Source organism: Paenibacillus camelliae, from assembly GCF_023715345.1.
Taxonomy (GTDB): domain Bacteria; phylum Bacillota; class Bacilli; order Paenibacillales; family Paenibacillaceae; genus Pristimantibacillus; species Pristimantibacillus camelliae.
Genome location: NZ_JAMBNY010000001.1, coordinates 781,794 through 805,886, shown reverse-complemented (window position 1 = coordinate 805,886; position 24,093 = coordinate 781,794). Strand labels below are relative to the sequence as shown.

Below are 24,093 nucleotides of genomic sequence, written 5' to 3'. Positions count from 1 at the left end.
TTATGTACGCTGCGCTACTCATTTTCTACTAGGCCTCCATCTTCTTGGTGCTGAAAGCTGAACTTTTTTAACCTTATTGGATTAGGAAATTAAAAAAGATTCAACTTTGATCACGATGTTTTTCGTTGTAGCTTATTCGGCATCGAATCTTGAATTCAGCCGAGGGATTATGCTTCCGTGGTATGTTTTCTGCGAAAATATTGTAGATGCTCACGTACTAAATAATGTACGCTGCGCTTCTCAATCTCTAGCTTCTTTCAATTACAGCGTTTTGAAAAACGCACATCGGAAGTATATGCCTCGGTGCTGAAGGTTAAACTTTTTTAACATTTATTTTAAGTGGAAGTTAAGAAGATTCAACTTTGATCGTGAAGCAAGTACTGGATGCGTATCCGACGTCGTAAACGCACATCGGAAGCATTTTCCTTGTGCTGAAAGTTAAAATTTTTTAACCCCTGTAGAGGTTAAAATAGATTAAACTTTGATCACGATGTAATACGCTGTAGCTTAAAGTAGAAGGTACTCTTGTTCGAAGAGGTTGTACATGCATGTAAGGGAGAAAAATTAGATGAACGCATCTTCACATAATAATCTATATATATCGGTTAGCCAGCTTGTACTGGCTTCATCTTCACCGCGCCGGAAGGAACTGGTCGCCTTACTTGACCTTTCCTTGCCGGTTTCTGTTTTTTCAGTAGAGGTTGACGAGAGTATTAAGGCAGACTGGAAGCCTGCTGAAGCTGTAGAGCAGCTTAGTATGGCTAAGGCAAAAGCAGTTGCGCAAGCCATTGCTGACAACAAAGCGCCTAGTCATATCGATCAGCATGCGCTCATCTTAGCTGCGGATACAGTCGTCGTCTTGGACGAGCAGATCATTGGAAAACCACGCTCAAGAGCAGAAGCTGTTCAAACCTTAAAAAGACTAAGAGGCAGGGAGCACCAAGTGTATACTGGAGTAACGCTGCTTCATCCGCTTACTGAAAAGCAGAGAGTATCACATCGTGCAACTGAAGTGCAGATGCGGCATATGTCTGATTCATGGATCGAACAATATGTTGCAACCGGAGAAAGCGATGATAAAGCAGGCTCATATGGAATACAAGGTAAGGGGGCTATTTTTGTAGACGGGATTCATGGCTGTTACTTTAATGTAGTAGGACTGCCTGTCTCGCTCGTAGCTCAAATGCTGGAGGAGAATTTTCAGGTCAATCTTTTTTAGTAAGTAAAAAAACATAAAAAACTATACCGGATGCTTATGTAATTCAATAGGAAGGTGGGAGTCAGGATGCAACATCAAACCTTGCGTCAGCTTCCCCATAACCAACGACCTAGAGAGCGCATGATTTCTTATGGGGCTGATGCTTTAAGTCATGCAGAATTATTAGCGATATTAATTCGGACAGGAACTAAAAATCAATCCGCAGTAGAGCTTGCCACGAGCTTACTTCAGCAATGCGGATCATTAAGAGATCTAGTTGATATGAGTGTTGAAGAGCTGACGACAATTAAAGGCATAGGACAAGCTAAAGCATTGCAGCTATTAGCAGGCATTGAGCTAGGAAAAAGAGTGGCACGCAGCCGTCTAGGAGATGTTGTAACAGTTCGAAGCCCCTATGATGCTGCAATGTACGTCATGGAAGAAATGCGTTACTTAAAAAAAGAGCATTTTGTATGCTTATTTTTGAACACAAAAAATCATATTATCGGTAAGGAGACTTTGTCCATCGGAACGCTCAATGCGTCCCTCGTACATCCTAGAGAGGTATTTCGAGCGGCAATACGCATAAGCAGTGCATCCATCATCTGTCTGCATAATCATCCGAGTGGTGATCCGACTCCGAGTTCAGAGGATATACAAATTACACAACGATTGGCTGAAGCGGGATCCTTGTTAGGTATTGAGATACTTGATCATTTAATCATAGGCGATGGAAAATTCGTAAGTTTGAAGGAGCAAGGTAATCTGTAATATAATGTTTAAGGGTTGACCGACTAGAAGGGAGTTACATCATGTTTGGAAGTTTTACGAAAGATTTAGGAATTGATCTAGGTACAGCGAACACATTAGTATATATTAAAGGTAAAGGTGTGGTTGTACGCGAACCATCCGTTGTTGCTATTCGCAATGATACGAGAGAAGTCGTGCAGGTTGGGGAGCACGCGAAATTAATGATTGGTCGTACACCAGGTAATATTAGCGCGATCCGCCCGATGAAGGATGGTGTCATTGCGGATTTTGATATAACGACTGCTATGATCAAGTATTTCATTAAGAAGGCGCAAAAAAAACGCTCCTTATTCGGCAATCATCCGAATATTATGATCTGCGTACCATCAGGCATTACAGCTGTAGAAAAGCGTGCTGTTGAAGATGCTGCAAAGCAGGCAGGTGCGCGTGATGCACAAACGATTGAGGAGCCTTTTGCTGCTGCAATCGGCGCTGACTTGCCCGTTTGGGAGCCTACAGGTAGCATGGTTGTAGATATTGGCGGTGGTACAACTGAGGTTGCGATTATTTCACTTGGAGGCATTGTAACGAGCCGCTCCATTCGCGTTGCTGGCGATAATATGGATGAATCCATCATTCAGTTTATTAAAAAAGCATATAATCTTTTAATTGGTGAACGTACGGCGGAGCAGTTAAAGATGGAAATTGGCTCAGCTACGCATTTAGAAGAAAAGTTGACGATGGATATTCGTGGACGCGACATATTATCGGGATTGCCTAAAACGATGACCATTTCATCTGATGAGATTACAGATGCATTAGCAGATACGATTAATGCCATTGTAGAGGCAGTGAAAATTACGCTAGAAAAAAGTCCGCCTGAGCTGTCCGCTGACATTATGGATCGCGGCATTGTGCTTACTGGCGGCGGTGCTTTGCTTAAAAATATTGATCAACTATTAGTAAAGGAAACAGGAATGCCGGTTATGGTAGCCGATAACGCACTAGATTGTGTTGCAATTGGGACAGGTCTCGCCCTTGAGCATATGGATCTGTTTAAAACCAAATCATCTAAGTATAAGCGTTAGGCTATCCAACCGACATACGGCGGGTGACTCATTTGTTTAATTTTCTGAAAAATAAACGCTTATTTATGCTGATGGTCGGTTTTTTGGTGCTAATTGTAATGATAGGTCTTACAATTGGCGGCCGTGAAAAAATAACATGGCCAGAAAAGTTTTTAAAGGATGCTGTAGGCTTTGTACAGCAAGTTATTTATCGGCCCGCAGGAGCAATTGCGGGCTTCTTTCAAGATATTAGACAACTAGATGAGATCTATGAGGAAAACGAAAGACTTCGTATGCTAGCAGCCGCGTATGCACGTGACAAGGTTGAATACAATTTTATAAAAAGCGAAAACGAACGATTAATGGAAGATCTGAATTTTAGGGAGCATCAGAAGGTCATGAACGATTATACCTATATGATCGCTCAGGTTATTTCCATCAATAATGATGCAAATAACCGTACCATCAACATTAATCTTGGCTCCAAGCATGGCGTCCAGAAGGATATGGCCGTTGTTACGGTGGATGGATTGGTAGGTATCGTTAATTCGGTTTCTCCCTTTACCGCCTCCATTACTCCATATACCGAGCTAAGTGCTACCGCGTCGACCTTCAACGCAATTTCTGCCACTGCAATGGGTAAGGAGTCAGACTCATTCGGAATACTGTCAGATTATGATACTGAGCAGGAACGAATCATCATGACGAAAATTGGTGAGAATGATCCAATGGTTGAAGGGGATGTCATCATTACATCAGGACTAGGAAACATTTATCCGCGCGGACTTCGCATAGGAGAAGTAGAATCGTTAAAGGTTGGGGATTTTGGTTTAACCTATGTAGCGACGATTAAGCCTTACGCTAATTTAAATAAATTGACAGAGGTTTTTGTTGTGTCTGCTCCCCAGCAATTAGATGATGAGGTTGATTCCACTGAGAAAGAGGAGACAACGCCATGAGCTTGAATCGTATCGTATTGCTTATGCTTGCGATATTTGTGCTGGAAGGCTCTCTTATGCCATGGCTCATTCCGGCTGAATACAGTGATCGAATTATTCCGCATTTTACGTTTGTGCTTGTTATATTTGCAGCATTATACGAGAGCAGATATCAAGCCCTTATTCTAGGGATGTGCTTTGGTTTGCTGCAGGATATTATCTATTATGGTCATGTTATCGGTCCTCATTTCTTCTTTATGGGATTAATTGGTTATACGGTAGGTGTGCTGCTTGAACGAAAAAAAGCTACGCTTTTGTTAGCGATCGCAGTCGTTGGATTTGCAAGCCTTGCTTATGATTCCGCTCTTTATTTTGTATATTCAACATTCAAAATTACGAATGGTTCGTATCCATGGGCACTCATTCAGTACATTTTACCTAGTTTGTTCCTCCAGCTTGTTTTTACCCTATGTATCTATGTCCCAATCCGTAAAATGTTCGAGAAGCGAATGCGAGCCGCAGAATCCTCTGATGAAATATAGGTCGTAAGCAGGAAAGTCGCACGCTAAGCTAGAATACATTAGGTTGGGAGGGGCTTAGATGACTGTAAAACAACATATTATCATAAAAGGTGTTAAGGATGGTCTGCTTTTCCTTCTCGACGATCAATGTGATTTCGAGGCCATATTGAATGAGCTAAAACATAAAATCGAAAAAACACATCAACAGCTACTAACAGGTCCATTAATTCATATAACCGTAAAGCTGGGTAATCGAACGATTAGCGAGGAGCAGTCAAAGCAATTAACAGAAATTATTCGTTCGCAGGGCAATTTAATTATACATGCAATTGAAAGCGATGTTCCGACTGTACCTAAGGCGCATGCAGAGCTTAAGGTAATGACAGCAATCATACGAGCGGGTCAGGAAATCGAATATCATGGTGATTTGCTGCTGCTGGGAGATGTACATCCAGGTGGCTTGATACGTTGTACCGGGGATATCTATGTGCTTGGTTCATTAAGAGGTGTGGCGTACGCAGGAATTCATGGGCGAGAGGAAGCTATCATTGCGGCTTCATTGCTTAGGCCCTCGCATATGAAAATTGCTGACTATTTATGTCCACCGTTAGACCAATTTGAGAATAGTGATGGAGTAATGGAGTATGCGTACATAGATAACGATCAGGTAAGCATACAAAAATTAACGCTTTTACATCGAGAGAATCGACTGCCAGTAATCATGAGGGGAGTGTAGCAAATGGGAGAGGCTATTGTAGTCACATCAGGTAAGGGCGGGGTTGGAAAAACAACAACTTCAGCTAATATTGGTACGGCACTAGCATTATTAGGAAAAAAAGTAGTATTGGTAGATACGGATATTGGCTTGCGTAACTTAGATGTCATTATGGGGCTAGAAAATCGAGTAATTTATGATCTAGTTGATGTAGCTGAGCAACGCTGCAGATTAGAGCAAGCGCTTATTAAGGATAAACGCTTTGATGAGCTGTATATGCTGCCTGCTGCACAGACAAAGGATAAAGATGATATTACGACAGATGCTATGCTTAAGATTATTACGGAATTAAAGCAAACGCATGATTTTGTAATCATTGACTGTCCCGCGGGAATTGAGCAAGGCTTTAGAAATGCAATTGCTGGCGCAGAGCGCGCAATTATCGTTACGACTCAAGAAACGGCTGCAGTTAGGGATGCCGATCGAGTGATAGGCTTGCTGGAGCAGCATAAAATTCCTTCTAAGCTTATCGTCAATCGGGTTCGTCCTGCAATGATGAAGCGTGGTGAAGTGCTTGAGATTAATGATATATGCCAAGTGCTTGCTATTGATTTGCTTGGAATAGTTCCAGAGGATGAAAAGGTTATCGCAGGATCGAACGCTGGTGAACCTGTAGCAATGAATCCAACCTTTAAATCAGGACTTGCTTATCGCAATATTGCACGACGCATGCTCGGAGATATGGTTCCGCTCATGACACTGAATGAAAAGACGGGGACATTAACGAAGCTTCGTAAGTTTTTCGGAATGAGTTGAGATAAGTGCTGAACAAAATTAAAAAAATTGACTGGATCATTACGCTTATTCTCTTAGCACTGATGGCTATCAGCTATTATGTGATTCACAGTGCTACATCGTATACGATTCTTTACGCTGGGTTTGAAAAAACTCAGCTTATGTATTTTGGACTAGGCTTTTTCGTCGTGTTCTCCATGTTATTTATCGATTATCGAATTTTCTTAAAGCTTTGGTGGCTGTTTTATTTAATAGGTGTTGCTTCATTAGTGCTCATATTTGTCTTGGGTGATGAGATCAATGGGGCAAAAGGCTGGTTTTCAATTGGGCGTCTATCGGTGCAGCCTGCTGAGGTCGTGAAAATTTTCTTAATTATCGGAATCGCATATTTGCTAGGACGCAGACAAGGGGAATTGCTTCGATTTAGACAAGATATTTTGCCAATTGGATTGTTTTCGATTATTCCCTTTGCATTAGTTATGGCACAGCCTGACTTAGGGAATGCGATTATCTACTTTGTTATCGTTGTTGGTATGCTGTGGATGGGGAATGTGAAGTATTGGCATGCCCTGATCGGCATCGGAATCATTGTTGGCGCGCTTATGCTTTTCATGTTTTTATTTACAAGCTACAATGATGAAATAAAAGAGTTTTTTGTAGAGCATAACAAACCACATTGGTATGAACGAATTAATACATTTGTACACCCTGAGGAAGCAAGCTACGACGCCAGATTACAGTCTGAAAATGCACAGCAAGCGATCGGATCTGGAGGTCTGTCCGGACAGGGGTATCTGCAAGGAAGTATGAAGAACGGCGGGTTTATCCCTTATACCTACTCTGATTCGATATTTGTCGTTATTGGTGAAGAGTTTGGTTTTCAAGGCTCAGCATTATTGCTGCTGCTGTATTTCATGCTCATTTACAGGATGATTATTGTAGCCTTTAGCTGCAAGGATCGCCGTGCGAGCTATATCATTATTGGCATTGTCTCCATGTATGTATTCCAAATCTTTCAAAACATCGGGATGATGATTGGGATTATGCCGATAACAGGAATAACGTTGCCGTTTATTAGCTATGGCGGTACTTCGTTAATGATTAATATGTTTTCAATTGGAATAGTGTTCAGTATTCGTGCACATCAGCACCAGTACGAGCTAGAGGATTGATGTAGCTAAGAGAAGGGAGCTTTCAAAGTCATGTACAATGATTTTGAAAGCTCCTTTTTTGAGCTTAGAACTGAAACTTCATAGACCTAGCCATCATTGCCAGCCTGCTTCAATCAGCATACTTGTCCAGAATGCAACATATGGATAAGTATAAGAATGTTGATATGATGGAGTGATGGAGATGAATGAGATCGAGCGTGATCCTGAAGAGCTATGGAAGAAGGATCGGAGTTATTGGAAGCGTATGGAGGTAGAGGGACACGAGACACAAGAAGAGGAAGCTCATAGCTCCTATAGTTTTTTTAAGCATGTTAAAATTCAGTTCATTTTAGCAATCGTTTTATTTGCTGCTGTATTTGGTCTAAATTACTTGGAGCATCCAACCGTCTCTGAGGCTAAAGGTTGGCTAAAGACGGAGCTGGGGCGTTCCTTTGACTTTATCGCAATTGCGGCTTGGTATGAGCATACCTTTGAAGGCTCGCCATCCTTTATTCCAAGCTTTGGCTCAAAGAGCGAACTAGCGATAGCAGAGCATTCGAGTATTTCGACAGAAACAGCAGCACCTGTGGCAGGTGGTGTTTTGCTTCATTCCTTTGCTGAGCTGTTAAATGGAGTAGAAATAGCTGGTACTACCAAAGCAGAAGTACGAGCCGTAGATAAAGGACGAGTGATTTTAGTAACGGATAAGCAGGATAGTGTCATTATCCAGCATGCTAATGAACGGGTATCAATCTACTCGAGACTTAGTGATGTAAACGTTGAGGTTAGCGATTGGGTAGAAACTGGCAAGGTTATTGGGAAGCTTGCTCCGATTGCCGGCGAGGACTACAGTGTCCTATTTTTGGCGATGAAGCAGAAGGATCTCTATATTGATCCATTGGACGTGATTTCGCTTGAATAAATGGAGTCGGATCAAATGGAGCTTGCATCCGCTATTTGTAATCATATTGCTTTTCTCAGCATTAACCGGTTATTTTATTGAGCTCATGACGTTGTTTGCTATCGTTCTTGTTCATGAACTTGGACATTTATTTATGGCTCATGAGGTGGGCTGGAAAGTAAAAGCGGTTAGACTATTGCCCTTTGGCGGGGTTGTTGAAGTCGAGGAAGCAGGGGGCACTTCTGCGAAGGACGAACTGCTTGTTGCGATTGCAGGACCGCTGCAAAATGTGTGGATGATGCTTCTCGCAAAAGGCTTGGCTGAGCTAGGCTGGTGGTCTTATGAATGGTCGACTTATTTTATAGAAGCAAATCTATGGATCGCACTATTTAATTTATTGCCTGTTCTCCCTTTAGATGGTGGGAAAATTGTACAGGCACTGTTAAGCTATCGCTTCAGTTACTATAATACTTTGCTTTGGTCGATTCGACTAAGCGTTTGCTTTAGTGCGATTCTAGTCATATATTCCGTAGCACCACTTGCATTTAGCGAGACTCGCGGCATTAAGCTAAACGAGCTGATGATCGGTACATTTTTGCTTTTTTCCAATCTAGCAGCATTGCGCCATATACCCTTTCTCTTCTACCGCTTTATTCTTCACAGAACGGCGCGCTTAAAGCAGCTGGAGAAGAAACGTGCAAAAGCCTATCCTATTCTTGTCTCCTCTACCTTAAAGCTCTATGAGGCATTGAAAAGCTATCATAGAGAGAAGCTGAACATGCTCTGTGTTGTCGATCGAATAGATCAGCCCTGCCATATCATCTCTGAAGAAACCTCTTTACAATATTGTATAGAAGGCTTTGATGTTCATCGTGCAGTTGGCGAGCTTTTGCGTTAAAATAGTAGACAAGGAGAGGTGGTGGCAGGAAATGAAGCAATTGCTTATTCATATGGATCAGCTGCATACACAAGCGGCCGTTGTGAAAGAAGGGGTGCTGACTGATTTTTTTGTCGAGCAAACAAAGGAGCGGAGCTTGGTCGGAAATATTTATAAAGGCATCGTAAAAAATGTTTTGCCTGGTATGCAGGCAGCATTCATCGATATTGGCTTGTCGAAAAATGCTTTTATCTATGTTGATGACTTGCTTGACCCAAACATGGAAAAGCAACCAGAGCATAAGCCGGCTATTACTCAACTTGTTACGCCTGGGCAGCAGCTCATTGTACAAGTCGTAAAAGACTCCTTGGGCAATAAGGGAGCACGTGTAACGACTCATTATAATTTGGCAGGTCGCTGGCTAGTATATATGCCTAATGCTGATTATATCGGAGTTTCTAAAAAGCTATTAGATGAAGCTGAGCGCGAGCGATTACGTCGTATTGCAGAGTCTATGATGAAGGCACCAGAAGGTATTATTATGCGCACAGCGGCCATTGGTGAGACGGAGGAAGCACTGAAAAGTGATATTGAGCATCTAAGAGAGCAATGGCAGCATATTCTCGATCGTGCTAAAGCTCATGCAGGACCGTGCCTGCTGCATAGCGAGGAACAGCTTCTTAAACGAGTGTTTCGCGATCTATACAGCAACGAGGTTGATGCCGTATGGGTCAGCTCGAAGGAGCTTGAGGCGGAAGTGACGATGATCTTAAAGCTTATGTCTCCAAGCCATATGCCAGACATTCGCTGTTACATGCAAACAGAGCATTCCATCATCTCACATTTTTCAGTCAATAAGCAGCTGCGTGAAGCCTTTGAACGAAGGATTCCTCTTGCAAGCGGAGGCTATATCATATGGGATACGACGGAGGCACTAACCGTCATAGATGTTAATACAGGGAAATATGTAGGCGTAAATGATTTAGAGGAAACTTTGTTTCAAACGAATAAAGAGGCTGCCGAACTTATTGCTCGATTGCTACGCATAAGGGATACAGGCGGTATGATCATTATTGATTTTATTGATATGGAGCAAGAGGAAAACCGCTCAAAAATCTATAAGCTTCTTAATCAAGCGGTGAAGGACGATGCAGCGAAATGCGCCGTGTTTGGCTGGACAAAGCTAGGGCTTATGGAGATGACGCGCAAAAAAACACGGGACAGCTATACGGCGAAATATTTACAGGAAATAGAGTTGAAGTGATAGGCGTGTTATGCTATAATCATTTGGTATGTTGTTCACAGCAACACTACAGGTACCGCACGAAACGGGTATAAGCACAGCTTGTCTGTCACCTGATTTAGGCGAGTCTTCGAATAATAAGGAGGTGCACCATTAATGTTCGCAATTATTGAAACTGGTGGTAAACAGTACAAAGTTCAAGAAGGAGATGTACTTTACATCGAAAAGCTTGAAGTAAGCGAGGGCGAAAGCGTTGTTTTCGACCGAGTTCTAGCTGTATCCGGTAGCAACGGTTTTGTAGCAGGTTCTCCAATTGTATCTGGCGCTAAAGTGACAGGAACAGTTGAAAAACAAGGCAGAGGTCAAAAAATCACTGTTTACAAATACAAAGCGAAAAAGAACTACCGTCGCAAGCAAGGTCATCGTCAGCCGTACACTAAAGTAACTATCGGAAAAATCGAAGCTTAATTAGGCTGTGATGATTACGATAAATATTGTACGCGACGAAGAGAACAATCGCATTGTATCGTTTGCTGTCGAGGGACATGCTAATTATGCGAGACATGGCGAAGACATTGTCTGCGCTGGTGTATCTGCTGTATCTGTTGGTACAGTAAATGCGATTGAAGCGTTGGCGGGAGTTGAACTTCCAGTCAAGATGAAGAATGGTTGGCTTTCCTCTAAAATTCCGCATCTATCTGATAAGGAAGTCGAGGCAAAGGTACAGCTGTTGCTGGAGTCTATGATTGTTAGTCTCGATACAATCGCTCAATCATACGGTGATCATGTAGCTGTACATGATCCACAATAAAATCATCGAAAGAAGGAGGGACACGAGATGTTGAAATTAAATCTTCAGTTGTTCGCATCCAAAAAAGGTGTAGGTTCTACTAAGAACGGTCGTGATTCTCACGCAAAGCGTCTTGGCGCTAAACGCGCTGATGGTCAAGTAGTTTCAGGCGGAAGCATTTTGTATCGTCAACGCGGTACAAAAATTCACCCAGGAACTAACGTAGGCATCGGTAAAGACGATACACTATACGCTAAGATTGATGGCGTAGTTAAGTTCGAGCGTTGGGGTCGTGATCGCAAAAAAGTGAGCGTATACCCAGTTGAAATGGCACCAGTTGCCGCAGCAGAAGCTTAATAAGGAAATAGCCCCTTCCAGCATTGCATGGTCGGGGCTATTTTTAATATAAGACATATTCAGTGACCGGCTAGAGTTGTCGGAATTGAAAGCAGTGATAGGCATTTAGCGTTTGTGCGAAAGGTTGGTTTAGATGAAAGGTTGGTTTAGGTGGCGGCTGTGGCTTTGGCTTACTGCAATTATTCCTGCATTATTCATCATCGTATGGCCAGGCCACAGCCTAGTTAATCTGCTTGCTGTAATATGGGTAGCAGTGCTTGGATTAGTGGATGTAAGGGTGCATCAGAAGCAGCATAAAGAGCAGCTGGCAAGTACGATTCGCTCAACGCACAAGCAATGGATCACAGTTATGAATCATCATCGACATGATTGGATGAACGACCTTCAGGTGCTATTCGGCTATGTCAAGCTTGGAAAGCAGGAGCGAGTAGCTGAATATGTAGAACGAATTAAGGTTAAAATGTTAGCTGAGAGTAGCGTCTCCAAACTGCAGGAGCCACATTTAGTCAGCTATTTGCTTGGCTTCCGCAGTTATCCAAGCAGTATTAGGCTAGATATCAGCTTTGAATATGAACATGATCGAGAATCGATTCATATAGAAGATCAGCAGCTAGGTGAGCTTATTATTGAAATATTGTCTATATATCGTCTCTATGCTAGTAAAGCTGGAGAGGATCAGCTGCTTAAATTAACATTTGCAAAAAAATCAAACGATCTACATATACAGTTTCTATATCATGGAAGCATAATGAATGAGTCATTGTGGAAAGAAAAAATAGAGCATCAGTTGAATGAGAATAGTTCTGCACAAATTATCGGAGCGTTAAGACCCGATCAGCTTGATTTGCAGATTACTAAGGTATGAACGGAGGCAAGTCATGTTTGTCGATAAAGCAAAGATATTTGTAAAAGGCGGAGACGGTGGCGATGGTTTAATCTCGTTCCGTCGTGAAAAATATGTAGAGAATGGCGGGCCGTACGGTGGAGACGGTGGTAACGGCGGTAATTTGATTTTTCGTGTGGACGAAGGATTAAGAACGCTAATGGATTTCCGTTATCAAAAACACTTTAAGGCTAGCCGTGGTGAACGCGGTAAGGTAAAAGGAATGCATGGTGCATCTGCGGAAGATACCGTTGTTCGTATCCCGCCTGGAACGGTTGTAACAGATGACGATACAGGTGAGGTTTTGGCCGACCTGACAAGACATGGACAAGAGGTTGTTATTGCAAAGGGTGGTCGCGGTGGCCGAGGCAATATGAGATTTGCAACACCATCGAATCCAGCTCCATACATTTCGGAGAACGGTGAGCCTGGTGAAGAGCGCTGGGTAGTTCTTGAATTGAAGGTTATGGCGGACGTTGGCTTGGTTGGATTTCCGAGTGTTGGGAAATCAACACTGCTATCCGTTGTATCGGGAGCGAGACCGAAGATCGGTGCTTACCATTTTACAACGATATCTCCTAACTTAGGCGTTGTCGATGTTGGGGATGGACGCAGCTTCGTTATGGCTGATCTTCCAGGACTAATTGAAGGTGCTCATGAGGGCGTAGGCCTTGGTCATGAGTTTCTAAGACATGTGGAGCGTACAAAGGTTATTATTCATGTCATCGATATGGCTGCGACAGATGGACGTGATCCGTTTGAGGATTGGATTAAAATTAATAACGAGCTAAAACTGTACAATGAGAAGCTTGCAGAACGACCGCAGATCATAGCTGTGAATAAGATGGATATGCCTGAGGCAGAGGAGAATTTCCCAATCTTTATGGAGCAGCTAAAGGCGTATGACGACAAGGAGCACATCATTATGCCAATTTCTTCTCTAACGAAGGAAGGGATCAATGATCTGATCTATAAGGCAGCAGATGTTCTAGAAGTAGTAGAGAAGCAGCTTGCTGAAGAAGAAGAGCAGAATATTGCGACTGCTGATCAATCAGAGCGTAAGGTGTTCAAATACGAGCGTAAGAAAGAAGCGGACTTCACGGTTAAGCGTGATAATGAAGATTATGTTGTTGAAAGTGAAGCAATTGAGCGCTATATGCAGCGCTTTAATATGACCAGCTACGATGCGGTTATGCGTTTTGCACGCATGCTGCGCCGTATGGGTGTTGATGAAGAGCTTCGTAGACGTGGAGCAAGAGATGGCGATACGGTGCGGATAGGTGATTTTGCATTTGAGTTTTTTGAAGGCTCTGATTACAATCCATACGATTAATGACATACTGACGAAAGACGATCGTGGACATATCCGCTATCGTCTTTTTTGTTAATACCTATTGAAATAGAACACGGAATTGTATATAATGTCCACTATAAGAAAACATATGTCTTTGCTAGGAGGACAGATGATGACGGCTCGATTTTATGTCGTTCGAGAGGATATTTTACCTGAAGCGATCGTAAAAACGATTCAGGTAAAGGACATTCTAAAAAGCGGCAAAGCTCAAACAATCAATGAAGCTGTTGAACGCGTCGGATTAAGTCGAAGTGCGTACTATAAGTACAAGGATGGCGTTTATGCACTAGCAGAGATTTCCAAGGAGCATATTATTACGGTAGCCATGGACTTGGAGCACCGATCTGGTGTATTGTCTAATGTATTAGCTATTATCGCAGCCAGCGAGGGGAATGTGCTGACGATGAATCAAAGCATTCCATTACAGGGATACGCGAATGTCGTGCTGTCGGTCGATGTATCGAAGCTTAATATGGACATGGATCCATTTATAGAGCTGCTTAAGACACAGTCAGGCGTTAGACATGCAGCTGTCATAGGGCAAGGATAGAAAAGTAAAACGAACCACAAGTGGAGGGATAGAGATGAAGCCAGTTAAAGTAGGGTTATTAGGATTGGGTACGGTTGGAACAGGTGTTGTCCGCATTCTTGAGAATCATCAGGAGGATCTCAATAAGCAGGTTGGTAGTGCGATTGAGATCGTAAAAGTATTAGTATCCAACGTCAACAAACCACGTAGCATTGCAATCGACCAAAGCAAGCTAACAGAGGATGCTTATGATGTCATTCGTCATCCTGAAATTGACGTCATCATTGAGGTGATGGGCGGCACAGATGCGACGAAGGATTACATCGTAGAAGCTCTTAACCAAGGAAAACATGTTGTAACAGCCAATAAGGATCTAATGGCGCTATATGGTGCGGAGCTTCTAGAGCTTGCACAGCGCAATGGCTGTGATATCTATTATGAAGCGAGTGTTGCAGGTGGTATACCAATCATCCGTACACTTGTAGATGGTTTTTCTTCAGATCGCATTACGAAGATCATGGGTATTGTGAATGGTACAACGAATTATATCTTAACGAAGATGACGCAGGAGGGTGCCTCGTACGCTGATGTATTGAAAGAAGCACAGGAGCTAGGCTATGCAGAAGCAGATCCTACAAGCGATGTAGAGGGACTCGACGCTGCACGCAAGATGACGATTTTGGCACGCTTAGGCTTCCATACGAATGTGGAGCTGAAGGATGTTTCTGTGGAAGGTATATCAACGGTTACGAAGGAAGATATTCAATATGCGAAGCGATTGGGATACCAGCTTAAGCTGCTTGGCATCGCAGAATGTGATGAGAATCAAGTAAGTGTGTCTGTTCAGCCAACAATGGTAAGCAATGCGCATCCGATTGCGTCCGTTAACGGAGTGTTTAACGCTGTGCTTGTAACAGGGGAAGCTGTTGGCGAAACGATGTTTTACGGAGCTGGAGCAGGTGAATTACCGACCGCAACCTCTGTAGTAGCTGACTTGGTAGCGATAGGTAAAAATATGAAGCTTGGCATTAATGGCAAGCGTGTTGTAGCTCCTTATAAGCAAACGGTATTAAAAACAGATGAGCAGATTTCTTCGAAATATTTCTTACTGCTTGAAGTAGCCGATCGTGCAGGGGTGCTTGCACAAATTACTCAGGAGCTTGCGAAAAATGAAGTCAGCCTAGAATCTGTACTTCAACAGGCAAATCCAAATGCTAGTACAGCAGAAATTATAGTTATTACCCATGACGCTAGCAAAGCAGCGATTCAAAGCTTGCTGAATTCATTCAAAGGCATGGACGTTATCCATCAAGTGAAAAGCGTATATCGAGTAGAAGGATAGGAACAGATGAATAATATAGTAAATGAGACAGTAGTCGTGAAAATACCTGCAAGTACAGCTAATCTAGGGCCAGGCTTTGATGCATTAGGCATGGCTTTATCATTGTATGCCTGGCTTGAGCTGTCAGTAGCGGAGACTACAGAAGTACACCTGTACGGAGATGGCATGGAGGAGCTGCCAACCGATACTAGAAACCTTGTATATAAGGTAGCACAGCAGCTGTTTGCCAAAGCAGGTTTAGAGGAACAGCCCTTAAAGATTAGCATGTATAGTGAAATCCCATTAACGAGAGGCCTAGGAAGCAGTGCATCGGCAATAGTTGGAGCTCTTGTAGCTGCCAATGAGATGCTAGGGAAGAAATTTTCAGATCAAGAGCTTTTCCATATGGCAACAGAGCTTGAAGGACATCCCGACAATGTCGGGGCATCCTTGCTTGGTGGAATTATCGTTTCATCATGGGATGGCATCGACGCTCCCTATGTTAAAATCACACCAGCTAATGCGCTGGAAACACTTGTTATCATACCGAATTTTCAATTATCAACGGAAAAGGCTAGACATGCTTTACCTGAGCAGTATACGAAGCAAGATGTTGTGTTTAATATAGGACGAAGCTCACTGCTTGTTGCGGCGCTGGCAAGTGGACAGCTGCAGCTTATTCGTCAAGCTATGCAGGACCGAATCCATCAGCCTTATCGTGCAGCTCTCATCCCTGGTATGAGTTATATATTAGAGCACGCAGTTGATTATGGAGCGCTTGGCGCAGCTTTAAGCGGTGCAGGACCAACGCTAATCGCATTTGTCGATTGTCATAGTGATAGCAAGGAACAGCTTGAACAATTTATGAATGAGACGATGAAGCGTGAAGGAATTAGCGCAGAGACGCTATGGCTTACTCCCGATCATTTCGGTGCTCGAGTAATTTACGAATCAGTAAATGCAGTGCATGATTTACCATTTATGGAACTTGTCAAAGGGGAAGGTTACTGATGAAAACGGTAGCGCTATTACCAGCAGGGTCGGTTTCTGATGAAGCGGCAAAGCTATTTTTTCAAGATGAAGATGATCAAGTACAGTATCGGCATCATCGGATGATATCAGACGTGTTTTTATCGACAGTTAATGATATAAGCCAATATAGTGTCATACCTATTGAAAACACGATTGATGGGTCTGTTTCGTTGCATTTGGATTGGCTTGTTCATGAGGTGGATTTGCCGATTCAAGCAGAATGGGTATATCCTTCAAATCAAAACCTGATCGGACGCCGTGTAGAACTTGAGGATGAGCGAGGAGAGATCGATTATTCTCGTATAAAGAAAGTAATCAGTCATCCTGTTGCAATGTCTCAGTGTTTGAATTTTATTCGCAAGCATCTCCCACATGCAGAGACAGAGCATGTAAGCAGTACTGCCGAATCAGTACGTATTGTTAAAGATCATCCGAACGAGGGGATGTTCGCAATAGGGACTAAGACAGCTGCGATCAACAATGGTTTAGATATCATTGCAGAATCTGTCACTGATCATCAAAATAACTATACTCGCTTTTTTTTAGTAGGCAATAAACCGTATCAGGGCTTGGAGACGGAGCAAATTCGTACGAGTATATTAATTACATTACCAGAGGATTTTCCTGGTGCGCTACATCAAGTTCTATCTGCATTTGCTTGGAGACGGATTAATTTATCTAGAATTGAATCAAGACCAACGAAAAAGAAGCTAGGCAGCTATTATTTTTACATTGAGATTAAATACTCATTAAATGAGCTGCTCCTGCAAATGGCACTTAAGGAAATAGAAGCTATTGGTTGCCATGTTCGAGTACTTGGTTGCTATCCAAGCTACACGTATGATCAACTTACTGCTAAGCAGCATGTATAACGCTTAGTATCAGCCGCTATCTTGAAGATATTTATTAGTGAAGCTTTCGCGTTCATTAATAAATATCTTTTTTTATTTGTATAGGTATTTTACTTGGTTGTTATGGATTAGCATGAATAGGAAACGTACGTTAAAAATAGATGTTGAAAGATGAGAAATTGAAGATTGGGCGAATAACCTCTAAAATTTTTGCTAATTTCGGTGACGACTGCCCACTTCCTGCATAGGATGTATAGACTAAAATACGGCAAAAGCCCGTAGGCGAGTACATCTTGTATAGGAGGAATCAAGTAGTGAAGATACACATTATTAAGCAGGGTGACACGCTGCATCACCTCGCTCAAAAATATCATGTTTCCGTTGCCGAACTCGTCAACGCTAATCCAGGAATAGACCCGAACAATTTACAAATTGGCATGAAGATAAAGATTCCATCGTCATCCTCAGGTCATAGCGGACAATCACACGATAATATTATACATCAGCATGTGGTAAAAACTGGCGATACGATGTGGAAGCTTTCTCAAGAATGGGGCGTGCCTCTTTCCACTCTCATCGCCGCTAACCAGCATATCAAAAATCCGAATGTGATGATGGCAGGCGAAATCGTAAATATTCCGAAATCGAGTGGTGCCCATGCTCACTCAGCTTCAGCTTCTATGGTTTCAGCTCAAGCTGTTCCAATTTCGCAATTGTTTAATCCAGAGCAAGGACATTCGCTTCCATCTGTTGGTTCTGTGATCGAACAAATTATGCCAGGATTCCATATCCATACGGTTGTAGCAGGCGATACATTAAATAAAATCGCTGAGCAAAACGGCATTACATTGGAATATTTAATGGCATTGAATCCGGGCTTAGGTGATGGAAGTAATCTGCTAATTGGAACGAAAATCGTTGTTCCAAAACCAGCTGCTTCTACTCCTGCACCTGATGCTGTTCAAACGTATACGATTCAGCCTGGTGACACGCTTTGGAAATTGTCACAGCAATGGAATGTTTCATTAGACGCATTAGTTGCGGCAAACGGTCAGTTAAGTAATCCGGATCAGCTATCACCTGGTCAAGTGATTAATGTTCCGAAAAATCTAACGACAGGTATAACGGCACAATCAGCGTCTAATCCGATGATGATGGGAGCATCGACTGGTAAGAAAAATACTGGAGTAATCGGAAAAAACAACACGAATATTAAAGGTACAGCACCGATAAATGTACAATATACACCTCAAGAAGTACCGAAAGTAACGCCTCAAGCACAAGCGCCGGCGAAGGTTGTGCCTCAAGCGCCAGCAAAAGTAATGCCTCAAGCTCAAAAGCCAGCGAAAGTGATGCCGCAAGCACAAGCGCCAGCAAAGGTAATGCCGCAGGCTACAAAAGTTGAGGCTCAATCGAATAAGGTGGCTCCACTAGCAACAAAGGTAGAAGCCCAATCGAATAAGGTGGCCCCACTAGCTACAAAAGTTGAGGCCCAATCAAATAAGGTGGCCCCATTAGCAACGAAGGTAGAAGCCCAATCGAATAAATTAGCACCGTTAGGTAACTCGAACGCAGTAGCGCCGCTTTCAACAAAGATGCAGCCGCTAGCGAATTCGAACGCGGTTGCTCCACTTGCAACGAAGATTGAAGCTCAATCGAATAAATTAGCACCGTTAGGTAACTCGAACGCAGTAGCGCCACTTTCAACAAAGATGCAGCCACTAGCGAACTCGAATGCGGTGGCTCCACTTGGAACGAAGATCGAAGCACAATCAAATAAAGTGGCGCCTCTAGCGAACTCCAATGCAGTAATGCCGCTAGGACATTCGAACGCAATAGCACCTCAATCGTCGAAGGTACAGCCACTAGCAAACTCTAATGCAATGTCACTATATGGCAACTCAAATGCGGTAGCACCGCTGGCAAATTCCAATGCAGTAATGCCGCTAGGACATTCGAACGCAATCGCACCTCAATCGACAAAGGTACAGTCGCTAGCAAACTCTAATGCAATGTCACCATATGGCAACTCGAATGCTGTCGCACCACTAGCGAATTCGAATGCAATGTCACCATACGGTAACGCGAATGCGGTGGCACCTCTTGCAACGAAGGTAGGGGCACAATCGAATAAAATGAGTCCGCTAGCAAACTCTAATGCAATGTCGCCATACGGCAACGCGAATGCGGTGGCACCTCTTGCAACAAAGGTAGGGGCACAATCGAATAAAGTGAGTCCATTAGCGAATTCGAATGCGATGTCGCCATACGGCAACTCAAATGCAGTAGCGCCACTAGCAAACTCGAATGCTATAGCGCCAATGTCAACAAAGGTACAGCCGTTAGCGAACTCTAACGCGATGTCGCCATACGGCAACTCAAATGCGGTGGCTCCGCTAGCAAATTCGAACGCAATGTCGCCATATGGCAATTCAAATGCAGTGGCTCCACTAGCGACAAAGGTTGAGGCTCAGTCGAATAAAATGAGTCCACTTGCGAACTCGAATGCCATAGCGCCAATGTCAACAAAGGTACAGCCATTAGCAAATTCAAACGCGGTAGCGCCATTAGCGAACTCGAATGCAATGTCACCATATGGCAATTCAAACGCGGTAGCGCCACTAGCAAACTCTAATGCAATGTCGCCATATGGCAACTCAAATGCGGTAGCACCGCTAGCAAATTCAAACGCGATTGCACCATTGTCTACTACAAAGGTACAGTCTTTAGCTAATTCAAATGCAGGATATCCGAATATGATGCCGTATGCGAGCAAAGTAGCACCAATGTCATATGAAGCGCCAGTAGCAAACAAAATCGCTCCGATGGCCGCAAACAAGATGGCACCCATGTCATATGAAGCGCCAGTAGCAAACAAAATCGCTCCGATGGCCGCAAACAAGATGGCACCAATGTCATATGAAGCGCCAGTAGCAAATAAAATCGCTCCGATGGCTGCCAACAAGATGGCACCAATGTCATATGAAGCGCCAGTAGCAAACAAAATCGCTCCGATGGCCGCAAACAAGATGGCACCCATGTCATATGAAGCGCCAGTAGCAAATAAAATCGCTCCAATGGCTGCCAATAAAATGGCACCAATGGCAAACTATGCAGGCTATAAGCCATTGCCATCTGATCTTGAATATCAGAGCTATGCTTCTAATACACCATCTAATTCTAATATGCTCTATCAATACCAGGCTCCAAATGCGGTAGCTTATACTGCTGCGAACCAAAAGCCAATGGTTTATCCGACGGCTTATCAGCAACCAACATCGTATTATGGTTACGGGTACCCAACGTATCCTGCTCAGGCAAACTGGGGCTTTATGCAGCCAATGAATGTTAGCGGTAATGTTGCTGCGGCAAACACGATTAGTGCTCAATCTGCTATGTATCCACCAATGAATATTGCAAGTCATTCTAACGGATACTTTAATCCTTATCAAGCAGACTGTGGGTGCGGTGGAACACAGGCTAACAAATTTGAAGCAATGAATCAAGCTGCAGCTACGAAGGTTAGTCCTGCTGCAACGTCAAAAATGAAGCGTGGCGGAAAAAAGGTTAATATTCAGTCGACTACAAAAACAGCAACGAAAAGAACTACAAAAAAGAAAACAGGCGGAAAGCCTTGGTTAAATATTTAATGTAATAGAACTTAAGCAAAGCAGTATTCTGTGCATGGATGCAGAATACTGCTTTTGTATTCATATTGGATGTTGGTATATATAAGAATGAAAATAAAATTATTGTCCACACTATGTATAACACACGTTGAAGGAGACAGCATGATGCATAATCTATTGTGGAAAAGATTAAAAGGTCGCATAAGGCGCAGGTTCAAAGCTCAAAAAAAGCTTGTCTGGGGTGCGGCTAGACTAGCATTTGCATTATCTGCTGCTGTAGCTATTATTGTGCTTGCTTTCGGAGGCAGAACGGTCGCCGCGGAGCGGATAATTATTGCAGAAACGGAAGAGCTATCTTCATGGTTTGGCAATGGAAAGCAGCTGAGAGGAATACTCCATAAAGTATATGTATGTGGAGAAGAAATCGTTAACCTAGACATGCTATCCTATGAGGATGCGGTCATACTTGCCGAACAAAATCCACATTGGCAGCTTTCTGTTGACCAGACACATCAATTGATTCGATTTGAAGAGAAAATTGAAGATTTGTCACCGTATTGCAAAGCGAATGCATTTTTTGGGATAGATGATGAAGGGTTATTTTCACTATATGATGGAATTCCTGAACGCGAAAAAATAATGAAAACATTTTTTCAATTGAATATTCGTTACCTAGAGAGCAGATTGCCTAAGCAAGAGCTCGAGCATTTGCAGAATGGAATTAGAGTTCGGGATCTAGAGGAATATGACAGTGTGTTATCTACTTTTAATGAATTCCGTCTTGATCGAATTAGTCAATAGTTATCAATTATGTATCGATGATAACAAAGAACAAACATAAAGTCTGATGACTGAAGTTATTTTCAGTTGTCAGGCTTATTTATTTTTAGTTCAGTGATGAAACGTGAAACATTTGTTCTCATACGTACGTTGATTTGTTATAATGGTGGGTAGACGCTTAAAGAGCTTGTTTCTTTATGATCTTATAGCCTCTTAAGCAGTGAAAAGATTAGAGGTGAATGGATCAATGAGAGTGCTAGGAATCGATCCAGGCATTGCGATAGCTGGATTTGGATTCATTGATAAACAAGGACATAAGTTAACGCCTGTCCAATACGGAGCAATTACGACAGAAGCTCATACACCACCAGAACAACGTTTAATACAAATTTATGATTCTGCATGTGCACTTATGGAACGATATAAACCTGATGCTGTTGCCGTTGAAAAACTATTTTTTAATCGAAATGTTACGACGGCTTTTGCTGTAGGACAAGCAAGAGGAGTCATTATTCTTGCTGCCGCTCAGCGGGGGCTGCCTGTAGCTGAATATACACCTCTACAGGTGAAGCAAGCGGTCGTTGGATATGGAAATGCGGAAAAACGCCAAGTTCAGGAAATGGTTAAAATGTTTCTTAAGCTTAGCGCCATTCCAAAGCCAGATGATGTTGCTGATGCTTTAGCGGTTGCGATCTGTCATGCCCACTCGGCAGTGCTCACACAAAAAATTAATGAGGTGAAACCATCGTGATCGATTACTTGAAGGGTATTGTGACCTATGTTGAGCAAGACTACGCGGTAATAGAAGTTAAAGATATTGGTTACCGTGTATTTGCTCCGAATCCTTATGCGTTGCAGGCAGCACAGCAACCGATGATCGTACATATTCATTATCATGTGCGTGAAGATGCAATCTTATTATACGGATTTGAATCTAGAGAACAAAAAGCGCTATTTCGTAAATTGTTAGATGTTTCTGGCATAGGTCCTAAGGTTGCGCTAGGGATGCTATCTGCAGGTTCTCCTGAATCACTTGTTCAAGCAATTCAAATGGATAATCTAACTTATTTAACGAAGCTTCCAGGTATAGGTAAAAAAACTGCTCAACGTATTGTGCTTGATTTGAAGGATAAGCTTGGAGATCTTGGCTTTGATCAGTTTGGTTCAGGTACTGGGTTCTCATTACAATATGAGGATGCACCGCATGAAACGATACCAGAAGGCAAAGCGTGGATGGAAGCGAAGGAAGCGCTCAAGGCGCTTGGCTATACAGAAACGGAGCTTGATCAAGCGTGGCAGAAGCTTCAGCAAAGTGTTTCCTCTGACGACAGTGTGGATGTTTTGATGAAGAAGGCGCTGCAACAGCTATTTAAGGGATAACGGAAAGGAGCTCGAGCAGCATGGATGAACGGATAATTTCCGCAAATTTAATGATGGAAGAGCATGCGGCAGAACTAAGCTTGCGTCCTCGTTATTTGAACGAATACATCGGGCAAACAAAAGCAAAAGAAAACTTGATGATTTACATTGAAGCAGCTAAGCTGCGCAAGGAAGCACTGGACCATGTTCTGCTATATGGCCCGCCAGGACTTGGTAAAACGACATTGTCGAACATTATAGCGAACGAGCTTGGGGTGAATTTACGTACGACGTCAGGGCCAGCGATAGAGCGTCCTGGAGACCTTGCTGCGCTATTAACGAACCTGCAAGAAGGCGATGTATTATTTATCGATGAGATTCATCGCCTCCATCGTACAGTTGAAGAGGTGCTATATCCGGCTATGGAGGATTTTGCACTCGATATTATGATCGGAAAAGGTCCAAGCGCACGATCTGTACGTCTAGATTTACCTCCATTCACATTAATCGGGGCAACGACAAGAGCAGGGCTGCTGTCAGCTCCATTGCGTGATCGCTTTGGGGTCGTTAGCCGGTTAGAATTTTATACAGTTGATGAGCTTGCTTTTATCGTCTCAAGGGCAGCAGAAATATTAGACGTTGCGATTATCGGTGAAGCACCCTATGAGATTGCACTTCGATCTCGTGGGACTCCGCGTATTGCTAATCGTCTGCTTAAACGCGTTCGCGATTATGCGCAGGTACGGGGCGACGGCATCATTACAGAAGAGATTGCAAAGTCAGCGTTAGAGCTGCTTCAGGTCGATCCTAAGGGCTTGGACCATATCGATCATAAAATGCTGCATGCCATGGTGACAACCTTTTCCGGAAGGCCGGTAGGGCTGGATACCATTGCAGCTACGATCGGCGAGGAGCCACAAACGATTGAGGATGTTTACGAGCCGTATTTGATGCAGATTGGATTTTTGCAGCGAACACCTCGCGGGCGAATCGTAACGGAAGGTGCCTATCGACATTTAGGGCTACCTTTTCCAGATCAAAAATAAGGATGT

General features: G+C 43.0%; 25 protein-coding genes and 1 other annotated feature. All 25 genes read left to right on the top strand.

From position 1 onward, the window contains the following. The first annotated feature begins 568 nt into the window (after nucleotides 1–568). Nucleotides 569–1,219: a Maf family protein gene (locus M3180_RS03760; RefSeq protein ID WP_251665916.1), complete on the top strand. Its 651-nt coding sequence runs from the start codon at nucleotides 569–571 to the stop codon at nucleotides 1,217–1,219. A 66-nt stretch (nucleotides 1,220–1,285) separates the two neighbouring features. Next, entirely contained in the window at nucleotides 1,286–1,969 is a 684-nt protein-coding gene (gene radC, locus M3180_RS03755) for a RadC family protein (RefSeq protein WP_251665914.1), read from the top strand. Between the two features lie 41 nt (nucleotides 1,970–2,010). Continuing rightward, on the top strand, nucleotides 2,011–3,036 hold the full coding sequence (locus M3180_RS03750; protein WP_251665913.1) for a rod shape-determining protein: 1,026 nt from the start codon (nucleotides 2,011–2,013) through the stop codon (nucleotides 3,034–3,036). A gap of 23 nt (nucleotides 3,037–3,059) precedes the next feature. Beyond that, nucleotides 3,060–3,974: a rod shape-determining protein MreC gene (mreC, locus tag M3180_RS03745; protein ID WP_251665911.1), complete on the top strand. Its 915-nt coding sequence runs from the start codon at nucleotides 3,060–3,062 to the stop codon at nucleotides 3,972–3,974. Further along, nucleotides 3,971–4,495 (top strand): rod shape-determining protein MreD, encoded by a 525-nt coding sequence (mreD, locus tag M3180_RS03740; RefSeq protein WP_251665910.1) that lies wholly within the window; start codon nucleotides 3,971–3,973, stop codon nucleotides 4,493–4,495. The genes mreC and mreD overlap by 4 nt, the downstream gene beginning before the upstream one ends. A gap of 58 nt (nucleotides 4,496–4,553) precedes the next feature. Beyond that, on the top strand, nucleotides 4,554–5,210 hold the full coding sequence (locus tag M3180_RS03735) for a septum site-determining protein MinC (RefSeq protein ID WP_251665909.1): 657 nt from the start codon (nucleotides 4,554–4,556) through the stop codon (nucleotides 5,208–5,210). A gap of 3 nt (nucleotides 5,211–5,213) precedes the next feature. Next, on the top strand, nucleotides 5,214–6,005 hold the full coding sequence (minD, locus tag M3180_RS03730) for a septum site-determining protein MinD (protein WP_251665908.1): 792 nt from the start codon (nucleotides 5,214–5,216) through the stop codon (nucleotides 6,003–6,005). 5 nt (nucleotides 6,006–6,010) lie between these two features. Continuing rightward, on the top strand, nucleotides 6,011–7,156 hold the full coding sequence (locus M3180_RS03725; protein ID WP_251665906.1) for an FtsW/RodA/SpoVE family cell cycle protein: 1,146 nt from the start codon (nucleotides 6,011–6,013) through the stop codon (nucleotides 7,154–7,156). Between the two features lie 181 nt (nucleotides 7,157–7,337). Continuing rightward, nucleotides 7,338–8,057 carry a M23 family metallopeptidase gene (locus M3180_RS03720; RefSeq protein WP_251665905.1) on the top strand — a complete coding sequence of 240 codons (720 nt, stop codon included), beginning with the start codon at nucleotides 7,338–7,340 and terminating at the stop codon, nucleotides 8,055–8,057. After that, nucleotides 8,050–8,934, top strand: coding sequence for a M50 family metallopeptidase (locus tag M3180_RS03715; protein ID WP_251665904.1), 885 nt, complete (start codon nucleotides 8,050–8,052; stop codon nucleotides 8,932–8,934). Before M3180_RS03720 ends, M3180_RS03715 begins: the two co-directional genes overlap by 8 nt. A gap of 31 nt (nucleotides 8,935–8,965) precedes the next feature. Continuing rightward, a complete protein-coding gene (locus tag M3180_RS03710; RefSeq protein ID WP_251665903.1) occupies nucleotides 8,966–10,177 on the top strand; it encodes an Rne/Rng family ribonuclease in 1,212 nt (403 codons plus the stop codon). Nucleotides 10,178–10,217: 40 nt separating this feature from the next. Next, nucleotides 10,218–10,296 (top strand) — a sequence feature (ribosomal protein L21 leader region). A 16-nt stretch (nucleotides 10,297–10,312) separates the two neighbouring features. Beyond that, nucleotides 10,313–10,624, top strand: a complete 312-nt coding sequence (gene rplU, locus M3180_RS03705) for a 50S ribosomal protein L21 (protein ID WP_251665902.1) — start codon at nucleotides 10,313–10,315, stop codon at nucleotides 10,622–10,624. A gap of 10 nt (nucleotides 10,625–10,634) precedes the next feature. Then, on the top strand, nucleotides 10,635–10,967 hold the full coding sequence (locus M3180_RS03700) for a ribosomal-processing cysteine protease Prp (RefSeq protein ID WP_251665901.1): 333 nt from the start codon (nucleotides 10,635–10,637) through the stop codon (nucleotides 10,965–10,967). 27 nt (nucleotides 10,968–10,994) lie between these two features. Beyond that, a complete protein-coding gene (gene rpmA, locus M3180_RS03695; protein WP_251665900.1) occupies nucleotides 10,995–11,303 on the top strand; it encodes a 50S ribosomal protein L27 in 309 nt (102 codons plus the stop codon). 133 nt (nucleotides 11,304–11,436) lie between these two features. Then, entirely contained in the window at nucleotides 11,437–12,168 is a 732-nt protein-coding gene (locus tag M3180_RS03690) for a Spo0B domain-containing protein (protein WP_251665899.1), read from the top strand. Nucleotides 12,169–12,181: 13 nt separating this feature from the next. After that, on the top strand, nucleotides 12,182–13,519 hold the full coding sequence (gene obgE, locus M3180_RS03685) for a GTPase ObgE (protein ID WP_251665898.1): 1,338 nt from the start codon (nucleotides 12,182–12,184) through the stop codon (nucleotides 13,517–13,519). 133 nt (nucleotides 13,520–13,652) lie between these two features. Beyond that, nucleotides 13,653–14,090 carry an ACT domain-containing protein gene (locus M3180_RS03680; RefSeq protein ID WP_251666352.1) on the top strand — a complete coding sequence of 146 codons (438 nt, stop codon included), beginning with the start codon at nucleotides 13,653–13,655 and terminating at the stop codon, nucleotides 14,088–14,090. A 34-nt stretch (nucleotides 14,091–14,124) separates the two neighbouring features. After that, nucleotides 14,125–15,411, top strand: a complete 1,287-nt coding sequence (locus tag M3180_RS03675) for a homoserine dehydrogenase (RefSeq protein WP_251665897.1) — start codon at nucleotides 14,125–14,127, stop codon at nucleotides 15,409–15,411. Nucleotides 15,412–15,417: 6 nt separating this feature from the next. After that, nucleotides 15,418–16,401, top strand: a complete 984-nt coding sequence (gene thrB, locus M3180_RS03670; protein ID WP_251665896.1) for a homoserine kinase — start codon at nucleotides 15,418–15,420, stop codon at nucleotides 16,399–16,401. After that, complete coding sequence (pheA, locus tag M3180_RS03665; RefSeq protein ID WP_251665895.1) at nucleotides 16,401–17,294, top strand: prephenate dehydratase; 894 nt, start codon at nucleotides 16,401–16,403, stop codon at nucleotides 17,292–17,294. Before thrB ends, pheA begins: the two co-directional genes overlap by 1 nt. Nucleotides 17,295–17,587: 293 nt before the next feature. Then, nucleotides 17,588–20,923 carry a LysM peptidoglycan-binding domain-containing protein gene (locus M3180_RS03660; protein WP_251665893.1) on the top strand — a complete coding sequence of 1,112 codons (3,336 nt, stop codon included), beginning with the start codon at nucleotides 17,588–17,590 and terminating at the stop codon, nucleotides 20,921–20,923. A 141-nt stretch (nucleotides 20,924–21,064) separates the two neighbouring features. Then, complete coding sequence (locus M3180_RS03655; RefSeq protein ID WP_251665891.1) at nucleotides 21,065–21,703, top strand: BofC C-terminal domain-containing protein; 639 nt, start codon at nucleotides 21,065–21,067, stop codon at nucleotides 21,701–21,703. Nucleotides 21,704–21,929: 226 nt separating this feature from the next. Next, on the top strand, nucleotides 21,930–22,433 hold the full coding sequence (gene ruvC, locus M3180_RS03650) for a crossover junction endodeoxyribonuclease RuvC (protein ID WP_251665889.1): 504 nt from the start codon (nucleotides 21,930–21,932) through the stop codon (nucleotides 22,431–22,433). After that, entirely contained in the window at nucleotides 22,430–23,062 is a 633-nt protein-coding gene (gene ruvA / locus M3180_RS03645) for a Holliday junction branch migration protein RuvA (protein ID WP_251665887.1), read from the top strand. Before ruvC ends, ruvA begins: the two co-directional genes overlap by 4 nt. A gap of 20 nt (nucleotides 23,063–23,082) precedes the next feature. After that, the gene (gene ruvB, locus M3180_RS03640; protein ID WP_251665885.1) at nucleotides 23,083–24,087 is read left to right on the top strand and encodes a Holliday junction branch migration DNA helicase RuvB; all 1,005 of its coding nucleotides are present in this window, start codon (nucleotides 23,083–23,085) and stop codon (nucleotides 24,085–24,087) included. Nucleotides 24,088–24,093: the final 6 nt, after the last annotated feature.

What these genes read in the sequence shown, in the direction of transcription:
- M3180_RS03760 (WP_251665916.1), top strand. Translation starts at nt 569, where the DNA reads ATGAACGCATCTTCACATAATAATCTATATATATCGGTTAGCCAGCTT.
- M3180_RS03655 (WP_251665891.1), top strand. Translation starts at nt 21,065, where the DNA reads ATGATGCATAATCTATTGTGGAAAAGATTAAAAGGTCGCATAAGGCGC.
- M3180_RS03710 (WP_251665903.1), top strand. Translation starts at nt 8,966, where the DNA reads ATGAAGCAATTGCTTATTCATATGGATCAGCTGCATACACAAGCGGCC.
- thrB (WP_251665896.1), top strand. Translation starts at nt 15,418, where the DNA reads ATGAATAATATAGTAAATGAGACAGTAGTCGTGAAAATACCTGCAAGT.
- M3180_RS03680 (WP_251666352.1), top strand. Translation starts at nt 13,653, where the DNA reads ATGACGGCTCGATTTTATGTCGTTCGAGAGGATATTTTACCTGAAGCG.
- ruvB (WP_251665885.1), top strand. Translation starts at nt 23,083, where the DNA reads ATGGATGAACGGATAATTTCCGCAAATTTAATGATGGAAGAGCATGCG.
- rplU (WP_251665902.1), top strand. Translation starts at nt 10,313, where the DNA reads ATGTTCGCAATTATTGAAACTGGTGGTAAACAGTACAAAGTTCAAGAA.
- ruvC (WP_251665889.1), top strand. Translation starts at nt 21,930, where the DNA reads ATGAGAGTGCTAGGAATCGATCCAGGCATTGCGATAGCTGGATTTGGA.
- M3180_RS03700 (WP_251665901.1), top strand. Translation starts at nt 10,635, where the DNA reads ATGATTACGATAAATATTGTACGCGACGAAGAGAACAATCGCATTGTA.
- M3180_RS03750 (WP_251665913.1), top strand. Translation starts at nt 2,011, where the DNA reads ATGTTTGGAAGTTTTACGAAAGATTTAGGAATTGATCTAGGTACAGCG.
- obgE (WP_251665898.1), top strand. Translation starts at nt 12,182, where the DNA reads ATGTTTGTCGATAAAGCAAAGATATTTGTAAAAGGCGGAGACGGTGGC.
- minD (WP_251665908.1), top strand. Translation starts at nt 5,214, where the DNA reads ATGGGAGAGGCTATTGTAGTCACATCAGGTAAGGGCGGGGTTGGAAAA.
- mreD (WP_251665910.1), top strand. Translation starts at nt 3,971, where the DNA reads ATGAGCTTGAATCGTATCGTATTGCTTATGCTTGCGATATTTGTGCTG.
- M3180_RS03735 (WP_251665909.1), top strand. Translation starts at nt 4,554, where the DNA reads ATGACTGTAAAACAACATATTATCATAAAAGGTGTTAAGGATGGTCTG.
- radC (WP_251665914.1), top strand. Translation starts at nt 1,286, where the DNA reads ATGCAACATCAAACCTTGCGTCAGCTTCCCCATAACCAACGACCTAGA.
- rpmA (WP_251665900.1), top strand. Translation starts at nt 10,995, where the DNA reads ATGTTGAAATTAAATCTTCAGTTGTTCGCATCCAAAAAAGGTGTAGGT.
- M3180_RS03675 (WP_251665897.1), top strand. Translation starts at nt 14,125, where the DNA reads ATGAAGCCAGTTAAAGTAGGGTTATTAGGATTGGGTACGGTTGGAACA.
- M3180_RS03720 (WP_251665905.1), top strand. Translation starts at nt 7,338, where the DNA reads ATGAATGAGATCGAGCGTGATCCTGAAGAGCTATGGAAGAAGGATCGG.
- pheA (WP_251665895.1), top strand. Translation starts at nt 16,401, where the DNA reads ATGAAAACGGTAGCGCTATTACCAGCAGGGTCGGTTTCTGATGAAGCG.
- M3180_RS03690 (WP_251665899.1), top strand. Translation starts at nt 11,437, where the DNA reads ATGAAAGGTTGGTTTAGGTGGCGGCTGTGGCTTTGGCTTACTGCAATT.